Below are 20,827 nucleotides of genomic sequence, written 5' to 3'. Positions count from 1 at the left end.
TAGTTAATGATTTTTATTTCTCGTTTTTTTCAAAATGTAGGATCACTTCTTCTTGGCCAGATATTCGCTTTTATAATTGGTTTTTTCCAGATGATTTATCTTGCTCGAATATTGGGTCCAGATTCCTTTGGGGTGATGAATTATGCCTTGGTTATAACTTCTTATGTGACAATAATATCAAACCTGGGGCTTCCTTTACATGGAACCAGACATATTGCACGGGGGAAAATACTTAATGCGGTCTTTTTTTGGAATATAACAACCCTGAGATTGATACTATCCGTTATGTGTATTCTGGTTACAAGTATTATGCTATGGTTTGTATATTCTCAGTATAGAGCTGCTAATATCATGATTCTCTTCCTTCTTACTGCAATTCCTACAATTCTCATTCCAGACTGGGTATATAATGGACTTGAAAAAATGGCGATTAACAGTCTGGTTAAAGTAATAATTGCATCATTAAGTTTTGTATTAATAATAATTTTTGTGGATGAATCAGTGGATTTAATTTACGTGCCCTTAATCCAGGCGATTTCAATAATTGGGGGATTAAGTATTGGATATCTTCCACTATGGAATCATATTTTTTCAGTGCCGATTGTGTTAACTCCCGAAAAATGGTTCGCCTGCATAGTTTCTTCAATCAGTATTGGTATAACAAATATTCTCTCGCTGGTGATGACAAATTTGGATACCCTTATTATTGGGCTCTTCATGAATCCGGTATCTGTTGGTTATTATTCGGCAGCTTCCCGGATAATATCCAGTTTTAGTACGCTTCTTGGATTAGTGCTGATTTCTCTTTTCCCAGCATTATGTCGTTCCCTTGAAAAATGGTCAAAACAGTCATCACAATACATACCCTCCATTCTTTCTGGGATCTGTTTTCTTGGTATCCCTGTGTGTTTGTTTTTTTCCTGGAATGCATATTTTTTTATTAATGTAATTTATCGAGAACAATATGCGAGTAGTATTCTGATATGGCAGATCCTAATTTGGTCAATTATTCCATTAACCCTGAATTCAATATATGCCTGGTCTATGTGGGCTTCAGATCGTGATGCTGTTTACATATGGGTCTTATTGTGCAGTATTTCCACCCTAATTCTCTTGTTGGTGGTGGGGATTCATATGATTGGTCTTACTGGTGCAGCAGTAGCTATTGTTTTTTCCGGGATAATTTCCATGATTTATCATGTTTACCCATTGCGTGATATTCTACCCTTTCCTGTTAAAAGTGTTTTAGGGATGTTTCTTATAACCATTTTCACTCTAGTAGTTGTCCACCTATTACAACAATATTTCTTATTTCCTGTATCATTGGTTCAGATCTTTGGAATCTCCACGTTTTTCGTACTAACTGTATGTGGGGGGTTTATAAAATTACAGGATATCTACTCATTGCTGAATATGATACTAAAAGCTAATCTTATGGTTACGTCAAATCAGAAGTGATATTGAGAAATAAGTCTCCATATTGTTTTGAAGGCTCTATCTCTGTCCCTTCATGCCATTCGTTAAATGAAGTGAGAATAAGTAAATTAATATTCGGATTAACAAATTTTTGTGCGATTTTTATTATGTTTCTATAAAACTCCCCATTATTACCCCTTTTAATTGTATGTCTTTCTCGTCTGGATCCCCGTAGATTTGTATCATCATACCCGGGAAAAATAAATGGAATACATACGTTGTGATACATCTCACTGGTTTTCTTAAGATACTGTAATGATTTCTTATAGTTTTCTAGGATTTCTCCATTTGTTTTTATGATGTTATATCCGGATATAGCGTCCAGCTCTGATAGGACACTTTTTTCTTCATGATTTCCTGAATAAATTTTCAGATTTATTTTTTTAATAATTCCAGATAGTGAAGTGTTATACAAGTATGAAAGAATGTCACTGACATTGTAATGACCCTTTGATGAGAAATAAGTAGAGATAATATCTCCAATCAAAAAAGGGCCCCCTTCTGGCATTCCTTCTAAAGTTCGCAATTTTTTAATTAATCCTTGAGTGTCCCGGTATTTATATGCAAGAAAAACCATCACCGCTGGCCTTTTCTGGATATGAAAATACAATGGATGAGAGAAATATGTCCGTAAGAGGTACTGAAAATCCTCAATCATCTTCATACCCTTGGTTATCCTGCAATCATATTTTTTCGATAAATCCCATGTTGGGTCTGTTTCAGTTTTATGAAGAGTAAAATAAGAATCATACATGATGCAAAAAGGCATCTGCATCGATTCAAATACTGGAATACAATGCTTTCGGATAATTTTGTCTTCCCACAAACCCGGCCCGGTCCACTCAAGAATAAAAAAATCAATACCTGCGCTTTTAGCCATACGGACGTGTTCACGGATAACTTCTTCATTGTCAGAAGAGTATTTTCCTAATATAGGAGTATGTGCTGTTCCTGAGTCCCAGTTCCCTCCCCCAATTATTATATTTGCTAGCTTTCCATACCAGGGATAATAATGTGCTCCAATCACGTATTATTTTAAATATTAGATCTTTATAATAATGAAGTTTTTATGAACAATTTGAAGATTATTGAAGGAGGTAATTTTTTATGCAAATCTGGCATCAAACGTTTCGAACAATAAAAGATAAGGGGTTAAAATATACCTATAATCGAATTCATTTTATCATTTTTTGGTATTGGATTCGGAACCATCCCAATCTTATAAAAATATATAACTGGTTTCATCCTGAACCATCTTTTATCGAAGTGGAAGTAACAACACGCTGTGGACTTCGCTGCATAATGTGTGAACACACTTACTGGGAAGAACCATCCCGGGATATTTCCTATCAAGAATTTGTGTCTATCATCGATCAGTTTCCTAAATTAAAATGGATTGGCCTTACTGGAATTGGTGAAAGTTTTCTGAATAAGGACTTTATGAAGATGCTTGAACTCGTCAAATCACGAGGTATCTATGTTGAATTGTATGACAATCTATTTTTCCCAAATGAAGGAAATATAAAAAAACTAGTAGATCTCCAAGTTGATAAACTTCTTATCTCATGTGAGGCTGCAACTCCGGAATTGTACGAACAAATTCGCCCAGGCGCCTCGTTTGAGACGGTGATGAATCATATTAAACTTCTTTTTGATTATAAAAAAGAAAAAAAATCAGAGTATCCAAAGATATCATTTCACTACATAGTAATGAAAAACAATCTTGAAGAAATACCACATTTTATTTCATCTGTTTCAGAGCTTGCCCAAGAACCAGTTAGTATCCAGATTACCAGAATGCTCCATTATTTCCCTGAAGTTCAGGACCTATATACAGATATCTCTGAAGACTATATCCAATCCTGTGAGACTCTCGCAAAAGAAAACAATGTCCATATTTCATGGAATCTAGATGTTTCAATAGAAAAACCTCCTATCTCCCAATGTATTGAATGGACAATGCCATTTATTTTTGCAAATGGAGATGTAGTTCCTTGCTGTTCTGCTAATGAATCTAATAAGCGTGAATATCAGAAAAAAACTTCAATGGGAAATATTTTTGAAACTTCATTTAAGGAAATCTGGAATGGTGTTAGATATCAGGATTTGAGAAAAAAATTAAGACAGGGTTCATGTCCTCCCGCATGCATTGATTGCTGTTTGTATAATTACAAAAGAAAATGATATCTCATCTTATTACCTAACCGGGTTTTTTTTGGGTTAATAAGCGTTTCATATTTATACATCCATGAAATGAGAAATACTTTGAACATCCGTGAGCAAAAATGTGATTTCTAAACCAGGACTATGATTCAAAAACACCTATCGATTTTGAAGAATTTAGAGCAGGTATTCGGATATGGACTTCAGAAACACAAAGCATGCATTCATAAAATAAAACGAAAAATATGACTTCACTCCTGATTACCCATCCTGATCTCTCGTTTTATGGTGGAGCGGAACTCGTCATCACTGAGTTATGCCGGTATCTTGGAAACCATGGGATCCCTCACGATGTCCTCACACGAGCGGTATCTGATGAAGTGAAGATGTTGACTCCCAAAACAAATTATATTACAATCTCACCCTCCTGGCAGGGCCGGTGGCAGACGGGGACTGCATATGCGTTCTGGAGATATTTAAAAGAGCACCCGGACTGGGATGTCGTTAACGCCCATAATTATCCCACCCATCTCGCAGCAGCAGGCTGTTCAATACCGACAGTCTGGATGTGTAACGAACCACCATCATTTCACATCCACTATAACGGAGTTAAAAGACCCGTGGATCTCTTCAAAATAGCACTCCTCACCGCTGACCGGTGGATGGTCAGAAACCGGGTAGATGATATCATCGTTGCTGATGAATTCAATCAACAGAGATTTTCTAAACTTTATTCGCGTCCATCACACATCATCCCCTATGGGATTGATTATGCATATTTCTCATCCGGTGAGGGAAAGCGAGCAGTAGAATCTTATCATCTAGAAGACCGGTTTGTTCTCCTGCATGTCGGAGTCTTTTCTCCATTAAAGAATCAGATGGCAAGTGTGAGGTGCCTTAAAAAAATAATCAGAACCGATCCATCTGGCATCCTTATCCTGGCCGGACAGGGGGGGAACTGGTATGAAGAAGAAGTCAGGGCATATATCAGGGCACACCATTTGGAAAAACACGTTCTTATCACAGGTCATATCAGTCGTAACACCATCCGAGACCTCTATCATGCAGCCCACCTGGCACTCTTTCCCGTACAGTCACAAGGCAGCTGGCTCTCTCCCTTTGAAGCCCTCTGCGCTGGAACCCCGGTTATTGTATCACCTGATATTACCTCATCCTCCCTCATCAGCATGCATGAAATCGGTACAGTGACGAGAGATTATGTTCAAGCTGTGCAGACCATTATGCAGAACTACAACGATTACGCTACTCAGGCTGAACGTGGGAGGCGATGGGTCAGGGATAATCTGAAATGGGAGAAATTCTGCAGAGAATTATTTGAGCGATGTGAAGCAGTTGTCCGTACCTGATTCCCTGTAAACCAATACTTGTTTAAGCATATATTCCATAATATCAATTATTCAAAGAGCGTTCATTAAGGGGTTCCTTTCATGAAAATATTCGTAACCGGTGGCTGTGGATTTCTTGGATCACATATCTGTGAATATTATCAAAGCAGGGGTGATGAGGTAATAGCCTTTGATAACCTGACAAAGTTTGAGTTGTCCCGTACCGGCTACCCAGTGGAAGGGTCACGGATGTACAATGCATTATACCTGAAAAAACGAGGGGTCCGGATAATTGAAGGAGATATCCGAGATAAAGAATCCCTCATGTCAGCCGCTCAGGGATGTGACTATATTGCACACACCGCTGCCCAGCCTGCTATGACTATTGCTATTGACCATCCTGACCTTGACCTCACCTCAAATGTCAACGGTACAGTCAATGTTCTGGAAGCAGCGAGGAGATATGATGTACCCGTTGTCTCCTGCTCCAGCATTCATGTCTATGGAAATGGTATTAACCAGGAGATTGAGGAGCAGGAGGCCAGATTTGTGAGGAGACCTCCCGCTATCGATGAATCGTATCCCATCATGACCGGTCAGCTTTCACCACTCCATGCCTCTAAGCGCGCCGGCGAACTCTATGTGCAGGCTTATACTGATACATACGGACTAAAAGCGGCAACATACCGGCTATCAGGCATGTATGGGCCCAGGCAGTTTGGGGGGGAGGACCATGGGTGGGTTGCAAATTTTGCGATACGGACCATCCTTGGGCTACCTATGAAAATATTCGGGACTGACAAGCAGGTCCGGGATATTTTGTATGCCGGTGATGCAGTCAGGGCTATTGATGCGTTTTTTCACAATCCAAGATCTGGTATTTATAACGTCGGCGGAGGAGAGAAGACAGCGGTCTCAATTCGTGAATGCCTGGAATTGATTTCAGAAATTTCCGGAAAAAAATCCGATATTAAGCTTGAACCTGCGCGCCATGGGGATCTCTGGTATTTTATCTCGGATATCAGCAAAATCAGACATCAGCTGGGCTGGGAACCGGTAACACTTCCGCGCACCGGGATTGAACACCTCATCCGTTGGATAGAATTAGAAAAACACCTTTTCATGACATCATGAAAGCTCTTATTCTCGCTGGGGGGAGAGGTTCACGCCTGGAAGAGAAGACACAATGCACGAATAAGTGCCTTCTTGAACTTCATGGCAAACCGGTAATTGAGTATAATCTGAAGCGCGCCTGTGAAGCAGGAGTTACAGAGATCGTTATCGTTGTAGGTCATTGTGCAGAGCAGATTATCAACCGGTATGGGATAGACTTTCAGGGGACACCCATCCGGTATGTTATCCAGTTGGAACAGAAGGGGCTGGTTCATGCGATCGATGTCTGCCGTGATGAACTGGGAAATGATGATTTTTTCCTTCTCCTTGGTGATGAAGTCCTGACCGGGACCAGGATACCTGCGATGGTTAAAGAATTCCAAACTCAGAAACCCTTTGTGCTCTGCGGGGTTGTCCATCAACCCACACGGGAAAAGATATCCCGCACTTATACGGTATTGACTGGTGAGGATGGCCGGATATTCAGGTTAATAGAGAAACCCCGGGTTGCTGTGAATGATATTCAGGGGACCGGGCATTGTATCTTTAACAATGAGATTCTCCAGTACATTGAAAAAACACCGATTCATCCGGTCAGAGGGGAAAAAGAACTGCCTGATCTGATTCAGTGTGCTGTAGATGACGGCAGACTGGTGACCTTGTTTGAGATTGGAAGCATGTATACGAATATAAATTTTAAGGATGACTTGGCAGAAGCAGTCCAATTGCTTCATAAAACCTGATGATATAAGAATTCTTATGAAAATTGGTATTATCATCGGTGATCTACAGACAAACCGAACCGGTATTGGGACCTATATATATCACCTTGTCACCCGTCTTTCAGCCAGGTATGAGATCACAGTCATTCGTCATGAAAGTGGCATGGATATTCCCGGTTGTAAATCACTAATAATAAAAACCCCTTTTTATAGGCGATATAATAGTCTGCTCTGGAATCAATGGTTACGATGTTATAAAAAGGAATTAGAGCAGTTTGACGTATTACATAACCCTGGTCAGTTTCTTACATCCTCTAACCTCGGAAGGCACCAGGTTGTTACGATTCATGACATTACTCCGATTATAACGCCGTTCTATCATTTTCCATTCCGGAGCTTGACAAATCGGATATTTTTACCATCTGTATTACACTCCTCTGATAGGATCATCGCCGACTCGAACCACACTAAAAAGGATATCTATGAAGTCTATGGGATCGCCCAGGAAAAGATAGAGGTCATCCATCTTGCGGCAGATCCGCAGTTTCAACCGATGGATAGAGAAAAAATCTTTGCATGGCGTGCAGAGAAGAATCTAGATTATCCCTACCTGCTTTTTGTGGGCACTATTGAACCAAGAAAAAACATTGAGACACTCATTAAAGCATTTGAGATGATCGCAGATAGTTTCAGAGATCTCCATATTGTGTTATCAGGGAACAGGGGTTGGAATTCTGAACCAATATTTGAAATGATTGGCGCTTCACGATATTCTGAACGGATACACTGGCTGGATTATGTTCCGTTTGAAGAACTCCCCCTCCTGTATAGCGGAGCGAGTGCATTTATTTATCCCAGTTGGTACGAAGGGTTTGGATTTCCCCCGCTCGAAGCAATGCAATGCGGAACCCCGGTTATCTGTTCCAGCTCATCGTCTCTTCCTGAGGTTGTGGGGAAAGATGGAATTATGGTTGCTCCTGATGATGTGCCAGGTTTTGCGCGGGAGATAACCCGGGTTCTGACCGATGAGTCATTCCGTGAAAAAATGGTTCTGCATGGATTTCAACAGGCTAATCAGTTTTCCTGGGAAAAAACCATAGAAAAGACTGCTGAAGTCTACGAAAGCATCTTGAGGAAAGATTCTCCATGATTCACGCAGGTATCCTCACCGGAAATCTTGGGCATCGCCGTGCCGGAGTAGCTAATTATATCTATCATCTTGTTAGTCACCTTAAGAGTAATCTGAATATAACAACGATTGGCCATCATGGATCTATTCAATTGCCTCAAGTTGAAAATCTCGCTCCGTATTATCCTTTGATTCCCTACAACACTCTCCTCTGGTCGTTTGGAGTCGCATTGCAGAAAAGTAACCTGAAAAAACTGGATTTTGTGCACAATCCTGCTCAATTCCCTCTCCCAAAGCCCTGTCATTCCAGGTATGTGGTTACGATTCATGATATTACTGCCATCACAATGCCTGAATATCATACCCGTTACCGGACATTGTATTCATGCTGGTTTTTACCCACTAACATAAAGAGAGCTGGTCATATTATTTCTGATTCAGTTGCAACAAAGAATGATATTATCAAATCTTTTTCAATTCCTGATGAGCAAATTTCTGTAATTCCACTCGCTGCAGATATACAATTCAGACCCTGTAATGAAGAAGGGATACAGAGGGTAAAGTCTGCATATTCTCTCCATCGCCCTTTTGTTCTATTTGTCGGAACTATTGAGCCACGAAAAAATCTGCCAAGCCTTCTCCGGGCGTTTTCTATCCTCATCAAACATCACCCGGAATATAACCTCGTTATTGCTGGTCAGAACGGCTGGAAGTATAGTGAAGTGTACAGGATAGTGGAGCAGTTATCCTTAACAAGTAATATCATATTTTTGACATATGTGTCACATGAAGATCTTCCGGCTCTCTATTGTGCAGCCGCGCTATTCGTTCTCCCATCCTGGTATGAAGGATTTGGCCTTCCTCCTTTAGAAGCCATGCAATGCGGAGTGCCGGTCATTGTCTCCGACCGAGGCTCACTCCCGGAGATTGTCGGCCCAGGAGGATGCATGGTCTCCCCCGATGATCCTGTGGCGATTTCTGAAGCGATGATTGTGTATCTCACTGATAATGAGAAGCGAAAAGAGCAGATCCGATATAATCTGGCCCGTGCAAAAATATTCAGCTGGGACCGGTGTGCAGAGGAGACTCAAATGGTATACCGGAAATTAATGGAATAGGCCCTTATATCAATTTCCGATAAAGACGGATGTACTCATTCGTCATCCGTCCAATGGTGAACATATCCAGTATCCTCTGACGGTTAAATATTCCCATCTTTTTTCGAAGGTTTTCATCTTCGGCGAGATGGCGGATGGCATCAGCAAATGCTTTAACATCATCCATTGGGCATAAATATCCACCCTTTCCATCAACTACCAGTTCAGGCATACTTGAACAGTTTGTTGTAACAACAGGTTTTCCACATGCCATGGCTTCTGCAACCGAGAGGCCGAATCCTTCAAGCCGAGTCGGAAAAAGAAAAATATCTGCATTATTGTAGGTTTCTACCAATTCCTGTAAAGATAATTTCCTGGTGGAAATAATATTTGGCGCATTTAAGTGAGTATTTTTTCGTAATCCCCCACTTATTAACAGCGAATATTTATCCCCGAGTTCATTCATAATTTTTGGAAGTAGATCACCACCCTTTCTAATTATTGCATTTCCTGAAAAGAATAAAATCTTATTTTTTGAAGGAACTACATTATTTGAGTTAACTCTCTGATTTTCAACATCAAATGGCTTAAAAATTGTTTCATCAATTCCATTGTAAATCAGGATAGAATCAGAATAGCCAAAAACTTCTTCAATTTTGTTTTTTGTATAGTTACTTATACTAATTACTGAATCTGCAACATTAATACTCTTTTTTTCGCATTGAAAAATATATGAATGATAGAGCCGTTGTAAAGATGTTTTATAAGGCAGAAAAATTGGGTCATTAACGAGGTGGTATTCTGTTACTACTAGAGGTAGGTTGTTTTTAAATGCAAACCCATTCCAAGTATTTGAATGAATAAGGTCATATTCAGATGTATCGCAAAACAGTCTACTTAAATAGGGTATATACCCTGACCATAATGGGAGATATTTAATATTTGTAGTTATTGATGTTTTTTTCAGTCCTGTAACTAAGTTGTAAGTGAATACATCAGATCCAGATCCAGCTTTAATCAATGGAAATATAATTTGCATACATACATACCGGTTTTAGTTTAATCTGTCAATATGAGCTAACATTTTTTTCTGGATATTTGAGAGTAGATTTTCATAATTTGTTGGGTATTTTTTTCATTATTAAATAAATCATCAACAATCTTCTTTCCAGATGAACCTATTTTTTTACCAATTTCTTCGTTTTCAAGAAGAAAGAGGATTTTTTCAGCTAGTTCAGATGGATTATGAGAATGAATAAGGATTGCATCTTTTTTATCTCGTAGTACTGATAAAGTTGTCCCACAATTTGTTACAATACATGGTATTGAGGCTTTCATCGCTTCTACCAGTGATAAACTCCATATGTTCTCAATAGGGCTTAAAGAGACAAAAATGTTTGTTTTTTGTAGAATTAGCGGTGTTTCATCAAACCAACCGAGGATTTTTACACTCCTTTGAATACCAAATTTCTTAATCAATTGAAGGATGTCTTTTTTTAAATTACCATCTCCGGCGATGATAATAAGGATATCATTTCTTTTTTTTAGAATAATTGGGACTGATTGAACAAGGGTGATAGGATCTTTAAATACATCCAATCTCCCTATAAAACTGATAACTTTTTTCTCTTTAATCTCTGGTAATAATTCTTCAAGATCGGATAATGGTTGAGGTTTTTCTTCAATAAGATTAGGAATATGATGTGCAAAAAGATTACACTCACAAATTTTTTGCGTTATCTCCGGGTGTGGGGAGATGATAGCATCTGCCTGCTTAAGGAACATTTTTTTAAAAATTGTTGGTAAATTACGAACATCTGTTCCATGCACAGTAATAATGAGGGGGATACAAAAAATTTTTTTAAAAAGTATCCCGAAAAGTCCACTTGGAATGAGCCAGTGAGCATGAATAATATCTGGTTTACAATGTTGTATTATTGATATCCCTGCTAATATTCCAAAATAGAAAAAAAAAGGGATTTGTAAAAGAATTAGTGGATTTAGTTTAATGTTTTGAATGATGCCATATTTGCCTGCTAAAGCTTGTGAATGCCTAGGAAAAAAATATTGGAATCTTTTTATGTGTGCCCCCTCTATAAATGGCTCATTTTTTTGAGGTGGACAATCCGGAGAAAGAACAATAACATCAAAGCCCTGTTCAATAATTTTTTTATTAAGTTCGTGAATAAAAGAGCCGATTCGATCAAGAGAATTTTTTGGATAATTTGTAGTTATGGATAAAACCTTCATTTTTCTATATCCGGGATAATTAGGTTGGTAGTGTCAGAATTCCATTGGAAAATTTATGCTTTAAATATTCGTCCTTCCTTATTATAACTAATTGCTATCGGCTACAATTTTGCGCTACCCTCTCCATAATGGGTAGGGCCTTGATACTCTGCTATTCTTTTCAATCCATTGAAGATAAGGGCAGTAACTCACGGTCCTCCAATTTCCCAAAGAAATGTCCTTTATTCTTTAAACTTCGTTAAGTGGTTCTACTAGCGAAGATGAAGGTATTCAAAATTTATCTTGAGTTTTCTCATTGAAATGTTTCAAAAATCGACAAAAAGTTACGAAATGATCTGGATAACATAAGTAAATAAATACTCAAGAACCGGTTGCCAAAAATTATATCCGTTCATTTTCATATTGCCATAAAAAACAACAAGGAAAAACTGAAAAGCTACCGGAATCATAATAATATTTGAAAATAAGAGTGGGAAAAGTCTCTTTCGTGTCCAGAATTTTTTATCCAGTGCAGATAATACAAAAATTAGTAAAACGAGAAAAATTAGAATTTTCATGAAAAAATTGGTGCACATAAAATTTGTAAATCCAAATGGTAATGCCAGGGTCGTTCCAATTACCAGAATCGGTGTACAAATAAAAACTGATATAAAGAGATATTTAAGATACTGCTCTGATGTTTTCATTATCAAAGGAGATAATAGTAGAATTGATATTATGCCCAGAGGGATATATAAGGGAGAAAAATATCTCATATCCGGAAGAGATCCCAAACTTGTAGTTGATCCATTAATCACCCGTGAAAACGCAATAAAAGTCAAAATGATAACAATCACAGAAAATTTCATCATTTCTCTGATTTTTGGAGAATATATCTGAAAAAATTCTCTCCGATGTATCAATCCAAATAACAATGCCGGCAGGATTATAGGGCATATATACAGGATACCTGCACCCCCATTTGAGGGAGAGAGTGCTAAACCAGGAATATCTACAAGGATATCATGGATATTTGGTTTGAAAAAATTTATTGTTTGTCCAAAATATAAGAATAATCTTGAAAAAATGTCATTTTGAACCGTGTCCATCGATGAAATAACCGAAGTCAGACGCAACTTGCTAGAATATACATAATATTGAGGGGGGACGAACATATTGCCTGTTATAAAATAATTATTCACAAAAAAGGGTGTTAATCCTATCAAAAGTCCCGGGGCGCTGAATATTGTTTGTTGTTTCCAACCAATTTTAAGGAAATTTGTTTGTTGAATTTTTGGAGATACATAGAGGAAAAAATTCCAGATTATTAATCCAACAACGATAAAAATCCCAAATTCTGGTCTCGCCCAGCATAATAAACCGGATATTGCATAAAAAGAGAACCATGATGTTTTATTTTCATCCGATAAAATCCTGGAGAATAACCAGAAAAGTACAGTCAGAAGAAATGCAACAAGTAAATGATCTTTCGCTGTTGTTGACCAGAAAAAGTAAGTTGAACAACAGATTAGTGCCATGGTACTGAATAGAGCACTCCGTCTATTAAGTGAGAGGTTTCGAAACAGCGAATATATTAGGGGCGCCATAAGAGCAAAAAGGGCTTCGTTTGTGAATATTACTGCTGCTGATTCTATTGGGTCCTTATCTATAGAAAAATAGAATGGTTGATAGTAATAAAGATTTAAAAGAAATAATCCAAAAAAGGACAGTAAAAGAGCCCATAAGGCATAATGAGGCATTTTTTTATTATATTGTTTTGTGAGCCAAATACCTGCAAGTAATGCAGAAATGGTGACCACGAACCATATCATAAGAAACAGGAGTCTGAATGATTCTTCAGAAATCAGAATTAGCTTCATTGCGAATATTGATACTAAGGGAAGAAAAATGCTATATCCAAGGAAATTACCCCTCGTGGAAAAATATTCTGTTTGTTCATGCGATAAATTTGATCCGTATTTTCCCTCGTTTTCAATAAGTTGTGATCCGGTGACCAGTTGATTTAACTGGTTTACAGTAATCCATTCATCATTCATCAGTAATGCTGGTGCAGAAAGCCCGAAAACTATGCAGAATGATAATCCTGCTAAAATAAATAGGATAACCTGATCAGTATCGAGGATAAAATATCTGTCAAACATCTTCATACTAATTTTTCATTAATAATAACGGACATTGTTTATTTTCGTTTATTCTATTTGTCGGGAAGACAAACATCCATATATGAAAGTAATTTGTTACATGATTTTCATTATTATTTTCTCTTTTATCTGTATTAATACAGCACTTGGAAGTGATTATCAGGGGGATTTAAACAATACGCTGGATTATGCAAAATCCCTGTATCTCATAGGTGATTTTAATCATTCACTAGAAGTATTAAACACATTTATCACTCAAAATCCTGATAACAGTTCAGCCTGGAATTTGAAAGGTTTGGTTTTTCTTGCAGAAGGTTCCTATGATAGTTCAATTGATTCTTTTCATAAAGCTTTAAATTTCAGTCCACAAGATGCCCGGATTTTGTATAATCTTGGTCTTACGTCTTTGTACAAAGAAGATTATGTGGCTTCTGATTACTATTTCAATCGGACTGTTAACTCAAATCCTCAAAATATTGAAGCATCCTTTTACCTGGGATTGGTGAAATATCGTCTCGGACAATATAACGAAAGTATCAAACAGTTCAAACATGTTACTACAGCTCAACCGGATGATTCTAATGCCTGGGTCAACCTGGGGATGGCATATGAGAAGGTAGAAAGATTCGATTTTGCTTTGACGGCATATGATACAGCTATTAAAAAAGATCCGTCTCATGCTAAAGCCTGGTTTAACAAAGGAATCATTTATTCTCGTATTAAAGATATTCACAATGCAACCAGTTCTTTTAATAATTATACTCGTCTTGAACCAGAAGATGATGTTGGGTGGTTTTGGTATGCGAAAAATCTGAAATTAGACAATCAAATGAACGAATCAACAGATGCAATAAAAAAGGCAATCTCTCTTAACCCGGAGAACCAGGAATATCCTAATTATCTCCCATTATTTTCAGGCCAATATACCGATCCAATCTCTGAATACCTTTTTACATCTCTGTCAAATAATTCAGTGTTGGGAATATTTGGATTATTTATCATCTTTGCATTCGTTTCGGTAATCCGGAGATAAGGCATTTTTTATTTTCTAAACAATCCTATAAAATGAAAAATCTTTAAGATTCTCTATTATTCAGTCGGTTTTTTACAATCAATAATCCAGTGTACTAGATAATTATTAGGCAATTGTAATTTTCGCATGGAAATTCATTTTTCTCTATATGATTTCATTGTAAAAAGAAAAACCATTCGATTTCCTTTTTTCAAATAATAAGAAAGCTTACTGTTCATCGATATGAACTTAAGAAGAGTAGTATGTGATTATATATGTTTATTCCTGAACTCAGGTGTTGTACTAATAAAATAACTATGCTTGTTAAAAATGCTAATGATTACGTGTTTAATCATCCGCTTTTTGTAACCTTCACTTGATTAATATCAAAATGAAGATATAATTAATATAATAAAAAACCTGATATTAGTATCTTTAAGATAAATCACTAAAATTTAAGAAACTCTAGAATATCTGTGAAAATTCACCTAAAAAAGGAGAGATTAGATGATTACTCCACCATTGTATCCACTGCTTAAGGTCTTAGAAATTAATGTGGATGCACCAACTTTTGGCTTAATTTCAACAGTAAATGATGGTCTTAATGGGTTAGGTGCATATCTATTATTTGCTGCATTTCCTAAATGAGCTACAATCTTCGTTCTAGCTCCTGGTTGAAGAAGTTCATCCCCCTTGATAACAGATCCAAGAGTTGAAACAGTATTACCCCCAACAGTCATAAGGAAATTCACATCACTCATCTTTTGTGGCTGTCCACCCTCTGGTACAGTGAGATAGAATGTCAATTGGGTAATTGTCTTTCCATTTCCATACAACTGTCCATCAAGAACCATGTTGGATGTAGACTGTTTGATACCTGAATAGGTAACTTCCTGTGACTTCTGGGTTGCAAAGAACCCTGCTCCCAGCATAACGTAGGAGAACACTGCGGCCACGACAACAAATGCAATCAGAACAATTGCTGCTTCAAGGCCGGAAAATGCTGAATCTTTTCTCATATCAATACGTCCTGTTCGGTCACCCGAACAATTGTATGTAGTTTTCATTTAGCATAAATGTTCCTACAAAAATTATGTGAAAACTGATCCACCCTGAAATGAATCAGGTAAATGATATGTCACAAATGTTGTCGCCCCAACTTTTGGTTTAAATTCTATTGTAAACCATCCTCCTGGAATAGGGCCATCTACCTGATCCAACCGAAAGTTCCTTCTTTCACCTGGCAACATTATAGAGGATCCATCCGCTCCGAAATGATAATAATCGGCAATAGGGCCATTTCCATAGGTAAATTCTCTTACAATAGAGGTATCTTTTGAATGAGTATAGACAATAATTAAATCATTCATGTCTTGTGCTTGACCGGTTTCAGGGATGGCAGCACTGAATTGAACATCATCAAGAGCTGAGTTGGATCCAAAACCATCTTTTAAATAAGCATAAACTCCCCCTTCAATGTAAATTGTCGAAGAAGCCATTTTGTACCCTGATGTTGTCGTTTTCTCCGCTTCTTGTGTTGCAAAAAAACCAGTACCAAGGACTGCCATACCAAAAACTACTGCTACTACAACAAATGCAATTACTACAATCGCTGCTTCAAGACCTGAAAATGCCTCATCGTATAGTTTCATGAAATCCCCAGAATTATATCTCTTTAGATTACACATTAATTTTTCTCCACGTAAAAAACCGGATATCTGCTAAATTATCTGAAAATTTTTTCTTGTAATTTCAATTATATTTACAAATAACTGGTGATATGAGTAACTTAAATAATCTAATAAGTTTCCCGGACTAAAATTAAGATTCCATGGAGTCATGAATTGAATATCCTCCCTTCAAATAAAATCGCCTATTTAGAATTCAACAGCCTATTTATCCATTTAGTTTTATGCGCGTAATAAATCCGGATACCTGGATGTAACAGATATTATCCTGACTAACAATATTCTCATAGACGAGGAGTACTAAACGTATACTAATCAGGATACCAATATGCTACAATTCCGGATCGGCACAGACGATTTTAAAAAACTACGTGATGAAAATGGCTACTTCGTAGATAAATCCCTCTTGATAAAGGAGATAATAGGGGGAAGTGATGTAACCCTTCTCCCCCGGCCCCGGAGGTTTGGTAAGACTCTGAACATGACCATGCTCCGGTACTTCTTTGAAAAGACCGAGACGAGCAACGCATACCTCTTTGAGGGCCTTGAAATCGCAAATTACCCGGAATACATGAAACACCAGGGTCAATATCCGGTAGTTTATCTCAGTTTAAAAGATTTCAAACGTGCCTCATTTGAAAGTTTTCTCCAGGCGGTACGGATAGAAGTCAGTCGGTTGTTCCAGACCTTTTCACACATTCAAACCATTCTGGATAATGGAAGGAAGGAGAGGTTTTTACGTATTTGCAGAGAAGAGGGAGATATCGATGATTTATATAGCAGCCTGAAAGAACTCATCCTCTACTGTTATCAGTACTATCAAAAACCGGTAATTGTTATCATCGATGAATATGATGCACCGATGATTGAGGCTTGGACAAACGGGTATTATGATAAAATCTCACAATTCATGCGGTTCTGGCTTGGAGGAGGCCTCAAACATGATAATGCCTCTGCATTGTACCGGGCTGTTATCACCGGGATCCTCCGGGTTGCAAAAGAGTCAATTTTTTCAGAGCTCAACAACCTTGATGTCTCAACAACCCTGCAACCAGGCCCATTGTCATCCATGTTTGGATTCACAGAAAAAGAAGTCGGAAAAATTCTTCATGATTTTAATCTGCTTGACTGTAAGAACACCATCCGGGAATGGTATAATGGATACATCTTCGGGTCAGAGACAATCTACAACCCCTGGTCGGTCTCCCAGTTTATTACCAAATATCCCGCTTTACCTGCGACCCACTGGCTCAATAACTCATCAAATCTGTTGATTTACCAGGAACTTGAGGCCGGAGGTCCGGAAATAAAGAGGGATCTGGAACATCTCCTGTCAGGGCAGGATCTTCGGTATCCGCTATCCGAAACCATTACCTTCAAAGATATCGGAATTTCTCCGTCAAACATCTGGAGTTTTTTATATTTTTCCGGATACCTTTGTGCTGATGATCCACAGCCAGATATCCGTGGCCGGAGTGCGTACCGGCTCTCCATACCAAACAAGGAGATCAGTTTTGCATACGAGACTTTCATTGAACGGATCTATCCGGGAAAGCCTGGTGGTCTTGATGCACTTATGGATTGGTTCATTCATTCTAATCCTGTTATTGAACTCGAAAAACTGCTTCAGGATCTGGCTTTGCAACTTGTCAGTATGTATGATCTTGCGAAACTGCCTGAAGCTGTATTTCATGCCTTCGTTCTGGGTCTGCTTGCAAATTTTCGATATGTCTACGAAATCCGGTCAAATCCGGAGTCCGGATATGGCAGGGCAGATTTCATCATGGTTCCAAAGATCCCAATGTATCCCACCGCATATGTCATAGAGTTTAAATTAATTAGTCAAAAGAAAGATCTGATACGGTCATGTTCCTCTGCATTAGCGCAGATACGAGAGAGAGGATATCCTGTTGTTGTTCATAATGCAGGGATTCCCCTGGAACAGATAAGGTCACTGGCAATCATTTTGCAGGGAAAACGGGTAATGGTTGGAGAAGAAGGGGTGGGTGAAAACAGTAAAAAATTATTGTAGGTGCCACTTTTACATTCCAGATAAAACATATTCACCCGTGATGAATAATATAATATATTAATCAGGATCCCAATATGCCTCAATTCCGGATCGGCACAGATGACTTTAAAGAACTCATCGATGAAGGTGGGTATTTTGTAGATAAGACTCTCCTTATCCGGGAGATCATCGAAGGTAGTAAAGTAACCCTGCTCCCCCGTCCCCGGAGGTTTGGTAAGACTCTGAACATGACTATGCTCCGGTACTTTTTTGAAAAGACCGAGATAAGTAACGCATACCTCTTTGAGGGCCTTGAAATCGCAAAGTACCCGGAATACATGAAACATCAGGGTCAGTATCCGGTAATTTATCTCAGTTTAAAAGATTTCAAACGTGCCTCATTTGAAAGTTTTCTTCAGGCGGTTCAGATAGAAATCAGCCGGTTATTTCAGACCTTCTCACATATCCAATCTATTTTGGATAATGGAAGAAAAGAGAGATTTTTACGTATTTGTAGAGAGGAGGGAGATATCGATGATTATTATAGCAGCCTGAAAGAACTCATCCTCTACTGTTATCAGTACTATCAAAAACCGGTAATTGTTATCATTGATGAATATGATGCACCGATGATTGAAGCATGGACAAACGGGTATTATGATAAAATCTCACAATTCATGCGGTTTTGGCTTGGTGGTAGCCTCAAACCTGATAATGCTCTTGCTCTTTATCGTGCAGTGGTCACCGGGATCCTCCGGGTTGCTAAAGAGTCAATTTTTTCAGAGCTCAATAACCTCAAAGTCTGTACAACCCTTCAACAGAATAATCTGGCGTCCATGTTTGGTTTTACCGAAGAGGATATCAATAAAATACTTCATGATTTTCAAATTACAGAACATGGTTTGCTCATCAGAGAATGGTATAATGGGTATTTATTTGGTTCAAATACAATCTACAATCCCTGGTCCGTAACAACCTATATTGATAATCTTCCGGATGAGCCAGGTCCACACTGGCTCAATACCTCCTCAAATCTGTTAATCTACGAAGAGCTTGAGGCCGGAGGTCCGGAAATAAAGAGGGATCTGGAACATCTCCTGTCAGGGCAGGATCTTCGGTATCCGCTATCAGAAACCATTACCTTCAAAGATATCGGAATTTCTCCGTCAAACATCTGGAGTTTTTTATATTTTTCCGGATACCTTTGTGCTGATGATCCACAGCCAGATATCCGTGGCCGGAGTGCGTACCGGCTCTCCATACCAAACAAGGAGATCAGTTTTGCATACGAGACTTTCATTGAACGGATCTATCCGGGAAAGCCTGGTGGTCTTGATGCACTTATGGATTGGTTCATTCATTCTAATCCCGTTATTGAACTCGAAAAACTTCTTCAGGATCTGGCTTTGCAACTTGTCAGTATGTATGATCTTGCGAAACTGCCTGAAGCTGTATTTCATGCCTTCGTTCTGGGTCTGCTTGCAAATCTTCGATATGTCTACGAAATCCGGTCAAATCCGGAGTCCGGATATGGCAGGGCAGATATCATCATGGTTCCAAAGAGCCCAAAGTATCCCACCGCATATGTCATAGAGTTCAAATCAATTAGTCAAAAGAAAGATCTGATACGGTCATGTTCCTCTGCATTAGCACAAATACGGGAGAGAGGATATCCTGTTGTTGTTCATAATGTAGGGATTCCCCTGGAACAGATAAGGTCACTGGCAATCATTTTGCAGGGAAAACAGGTAATGGTTGGAGAAGAAGGGGTGGGTGAAAACCGCAAAGGCCTTGGTTTTTGTAGATAACCGTAATTCAATCCGAGTAACTTTGACAACAAATTTCTCCTTAAAGGAATACTAAACCCTTATAATTCAGGTTGACATATGCCAAAATTCCGGATAGGTACAGATAATTTCAAAGAACTTATCGACGAAGATGGTTATTTTTTAAGATAAGACTCTCCTTATCCGGGAGATCATCGAAGGCAGTAAAGTAACCCCTGTTCCCGATCCCAATCCTCCGTTTATTGTTGGTCTGAAGGTAATAGTCGGTGTTGTGAAATAAACCGGGATCTGTAGGGACTGAACAGCTTCAAAGTGATCACTAGCATACTTGACCCTCTCACCAAAGAGTTCTTTCTCCCTGTCTGCTCCAAAACTTTTTCTGTCTTCTTTTGCATGCCCACATACCAAACCTGAGCATCTTGATCCATCTGAAAATCAACCAGACTAACGCGATGCAATTGTTTCAAAAGCATTTCTACACTCACCTTGTTTTCTTTGAGCTCTGTCAGCATAGTTCGCAGTGCAATTTTCAACTAGAGTGCGAGTGTACATCCTTGATTCCCGCTGACGCATAACGATAAATCTCCTCATTCTCTTTTAATCCTTCTAACTCCCCTCAATCATGGATCGATATCTTTATCATCGTTACGTGTCAAATAATATACATAACGAGGAAGAATAATCATGGTGGCAATTGTGTACCAAAAAGATAAACGATCCGGGATCACTTATGCATATCATTCCATATCCTTCTGGGACAAAGAAAAGAAACAATCACGGGCCCGTCGGACTTTGATTGGACGAGTTGATAACATCACCGGAGAAATTGGGCTCATCGCTACTTTGAGTGGGTAATTACAAAACCATAAGGGGAAAATCAAGGGTGGGGGTG

General features: G+C 38.5%; 18 protein-coding genes. 12 read left to right on the top strand and 6 right to left on the bottom strand.

Annotated features, from left to right (window positions below; genetic code table 11):
• Positions 1-6: 6 nt before the first annotated feature.
• Positions 7-1,458, top strand: a complete 1,452-nt coding sequence (locus DLD82_RS11655) for a flippase (RefSeq protein ID WP_109941301.1) — start codon at positions 7-9, stop codon at positions 1,456-1,458.
• On the opposite strand, the gene DLD82_RS11650 is transcribed toward DLD82_RS11655, so the two are convergent.
• Positions 1,439-2,503 carry a glycoside hydrolase family 99-like domain-containing protein gene (locus DLD82_RS11650; RefSeq protein ID WP_109941300.1) on the bottom strand — a complete coding sequence of 355 codons (1,065 nt, stop codon included), beginning with the start codon at positions 2,501-2,503 and terminating at the stop codon, positions 1,439-1,441. The genes DLD82_RS11655 and DLD82_RS11650 overlap by 20 nt on opposite strands.
• Before the next feature lie 239 nt (positions 2,504-2,742).
• Here DLD82_RS11650 and DLD82_RS11645 point away from each other — a divergent pair, with 239 nt between their 5' ends.
• The 6 genes from DLD82_RS11645 to DLD82_RS11620 all read left to right on the top strand — a co-directional run bounded on the left by DLD82_RS11645 (position 2,743) and on the right by DLD82_RS11620 (position 9,067).
• Positions 2,743-3,660, top strand: coding sequence for a radical SAM protein (locus tag DLD82_RS11645; protein ID WP_181391403.1), 918 nt, complete (start codon positions 2,743-2,745; stop codon positions 3,658-3,660).
• A gap of 224 nt (positions 3,661-3,884) precedes the next feature.
• A complete protein-coding gene (locus tag DLD82_RS11640) occupies positions 3,885-5,006 on the top strand; it encodes a glycosyltransferase family 4 protein (protein WP_109941298.1) in 1,122 nt (373 codons plus the stop codon).
• A gap of 81 nt (positions 5,007-5,087) precedes the next feature.
• Positions 5,088-6,119: an NAD-dependent epimerase/dehydratase family protein gene (locus tag DLD82_RS11635; RefSeq protein ID WP_109941297.1), complete on the top strand. Its 1,032-nt coding sequence runs from the start codon at positions 5,088-5,090 to the stop codon at positions 6,117-6,119.
• Positions 6,116-6,841, top strand: a complete 726-nt coding sequence (locus DLD82_RS11630; RefSeq protein WP_109941296.1) for a sugar phosphate nucleotidyltransferase — start codon at positions 6,116-6,118, stop codon at positions 6,839-6,841. Before DLD82_RS11635 ends, DLD82_RS11630 begins: the two co-directional genes overlap by 4 nt.
• A 16-nt stretch (positions 6,842-6,857) precedes the next feature.
• Positions 6,858-7,970, top strand: coding sequence for a glycosyltransferase family 4 protein (locus tag DLD82_RS11625; RefSeq protein ID WP_181391402.1), 1,113 nt, complete (start codon positions 6,858-6,860; stop codon positions 7,968-7,970).
• Positions 7,967-9,067 (top strand): glycosyltransferase family 4 protein, encoded by a 1,101-nt coding sequence (locus DLD82_RS11620; protein WP_109941294.1) that lies wholly within the window; start codon positions 7,967-7,969, stop codon positions 9,065-9,067. The genes DLD82_RS11625 and DLD82_RS11620 overlap by 4 nt, the downstream gene beginning before the upstream one ends.
• A 4-nt stretch (positions 9,068-9,071) precedes the next feature.
• Here DLD82_RS11620 and DLD82_RS11615 read toward each other — a convergent pair whose 3' ends face one another.
• Positions 9,072-10,085, bottom strand: a complete 1,014-nt coding sequence (locus DLD82_RS11615; RefSeq protein WP_109941293.1) for a glycosyltransferase family 4 protein — start codon at positions 10,083-10,085, stop codon at positions 9,072-9,074.
• A 38-nt stretch (positions 10,086-10,123) separates the two neighbouring features.
• A complete protein-coding gene (locus tag DLD82_RS11610) occupies positions 10,124-11,296 on the bottom strand; it encodes a glycosyltransferase family 4 protein (RefSeq protein ID WP_109941292.1) in 1,173 nt (390 codons plus the stop codon).
• Positions 11,297-11,851: 555 nt separating this feature from the next.
• Here DLD82_RS11610 and DLD82_RS19205 point away from each other — a divergent pair.
• Together DLD82_RS19205 and DLD82_RS11600 are read left to right on the top strand one after the other, a co-directional pair.
• Positions 11,852-12,175, top strand: coding sequence for a hypothetical protein (locus DLD82_RS19205; RefSeq protein ID WP_146199781.1), 324 nt, complete (start codon positions 11,852-11,854; stop codon positions 12,173-12,175).
• Positions 12,176-13,537: 1,362 nt separating this feature from the next.
• A complete protein-coding gene (locus tag DLD82_RS11600) occupies positions 13,538-14,470 on the top strand; it encodes a tetratricopeptide repeat protein (RefSeq protein WP_181391401.1) in 933 nt (310 codons plus the stop codon).
• Between the two features lie 482 nt (positions 14,471-14,952).
• Here DLD82_RS11600 and DLD82_RS11595 read toward each other — a convergent pair whose 3' ends face one another.
• On the bottom strand, positions 14,953-15,468 hold the full coding sequence (locus DLD82_RS11595; RefSeq protein ID WP_109941340.1) for an archaellin/type IV pilin N-terminal domain-containing protein: 516 nt from the start codon (positions 15,466-15,468) through the stop codon (positions 14,953-14,955).
• A 72-nt stretch (positions 15,469-15,540) separates the two neighbouring features.
• A complete protein-coding gene (locus tag DLD82_RS11590; protein WP_109941339.1) occupies positions 15,541-16,101 on the bottom strand; it encodes an archaellin/type IV pilin N-terminal domain-containing protein in 561 nt (186 codons plus the stop codon).
• A gap of 364 nt (positions 16,102-16,465) precedes the next feature.
• Here DLD82_RS11590 and DLD82_RS11585 point away from each other — a divergent pair, with 364 nt between their 5' ends.
• A complete protein-coding gene (locus tag DLD82_RS11585) occupies positions 16,466-18,169 on the top strand; it encodes an AAA family ATPase (RefSeq protein ID WP_109941289.1) in 1,704 nt (567 codons plus the stop codon).
• Positions 18,170-18,243: 74 nt separating this feature from the next.
• On the top strand, positions 18,244-19,956 hold the full coding sequence (locus tag DLD82_RS11580) for an AAA family ATPase (RefSeq protein WP_109941288.1): 1,713 nt from the start codon (positions 18,244-18,246) through the stop codon (positions 19,954-19,956).
• Positions 19,957-20,097: 141 nt separating this feature from the next.
• Here DLD82_RS11580 and DLD82_RS18280 read toward each other — a convergent pair whose 3' ends face one another.
• Positions 20,098-20,343, bottom strand: coding sequence for a hypothetical protein (locus tag DLD82_RS18280; RefSeq protein ID WP_146199779.1), 246 nt, complete (start codon positions 20,341-20,343; stop codon positions 20,098-20,100).
• A 276-nt stretch (positions 20,344-20,619) separates the two neighbouring features.
• Between DLD82_RS18280 and DLD82_RS18660 the strand changes: the two genes are divergently transcribed.
• Positions 20,620-20,790, top strand: a complete 171-nt coding sequence (locus DLD82_RS18660) for a hypothetical protein (protein ID WP_181391410.1) — start codon at positions 20,620-20,622, stop codon at positions 20,788-20,790.
• Positions 20,791-20,827: the final 37 nt, after the last annotated feature.

Origin of the sequence: Methanospirillum stamsii, from assembly GCF_003173335.1 — an archaeon.
Lineage (GTDB): Archaea > Halobacteriota > Methanomicrobia > Methanomicrobiales > Methanospirillaceae > Methanospirillum > Methanospirillum stamsii.
The sequence above is the reverse complement of the archived record's forward strand: the minus strand, read 5'-3'. Positions and strand labels throughout refer to the sequence as shown.

Bases quoted from the DNA above. Each gene is read 5' to 3' on its own strand.
- DLD82_RS11625 (WP_181391402.1), top strand. From the start codon at position 6,858: ATGAAAATTGGTATTATCATCGGTGATCTACAGACAAACCGAACCGGT.
- DLD82_RS11640 (WP_109941298.1), top strand. From the start codon at position 3,885: ATGACTTCACTCCTGATTACCCATCCTGATCTCTCGTTTTATGGTGGA.
- DLD82_RS11600 (WP_181391401.1), top strand. From the start codon at position 13,538: ATGATTTTCATTATTATTTTCTCTTTTATCTGTATTAATACAGCACTT.
- DLD82_RS11630 (WP_109941296.1), top strand. From the start codon at position 6,116: ATGAAAGCTCTTATTCTCGCTGGGGGGAGAGGTTCACGCCTGGAAGAG.
- DLD82_RS11655 (WP_109941301.1), top strand. From the start codon at position 7: ATGATTTTTATTTCTCGTTTTTTTCAAAATGTAGGATCACTTCTTCTT.
- DLD82_RS19205 (WP_146199781.1), top strand. From the start codon at position 11,852: ATGAAAAAATTGGTGCACATAAAATTTGTAAATCCAAATGGTAATGCC.
- DLD82_RS11620 (WP_109941294.1), top strand. From the start codon at position 7,967: ATGATTCACGCAGGTATCCTCACCGGAAATCTTGGGCATCGCCGTGCC.
- DLD82_RS11610 (WP_109941292.1), bottom strand. From the start codon at position 11,296: ATGAAGGTTTTATCCATAACTACAAATTATCCAAAAAATTCTCTTGAT.
- DLD82_RS11590 (WP_109941339.1), bottom strand. From the start codon at position 16,101: ATGAAACTATACGATGAGGCATTTTCAGGTCTTGAAGCAGCGATTGTA.
- DLD82_RS11580 (WP_109941288.1), top strand. From the start codon at position 18,244: ATGCCTCAATTCCGGATCGGCACAGATGACTTTAAAGAACTCATCGAT.
- DLD82_RS11595 (WP_109941340.1), bottom strand. From the start codon at position 15,468: ATGAGAAAAGATTCAGCATTTTCCGGCCTTGAAGCAGCAATTGTTCTG.
- DLD82_RS11635 (WP_109941297.1), top strand. From the start codon at position 5,088: ATGAAAATATTCGTAACCGGTGGCTGTGGATTTCTTGGATCACATATC.
- DLD82_RS18660 (WP_181391410.1), top strand. From the start codon at position 20,620: ATGGTGGCAATTGTGTACCAAAAAGATAAACGATCCGGGATCACTTAT.
- DLD82_RS11585 (WP_109941289.1), top strand. From the start codon at position 16,466: ATGCTACAATTCCGGATCGGCACAGACGATTTTAAAAAACTACGTGAT.
- DLD82_RS11615 (WP_109941293.1), bottom strand. From the start codon at position 10,085: ATGCAAATTATATTTCCATTGATTAAAGCTGGATCTGGATCTGATGTA.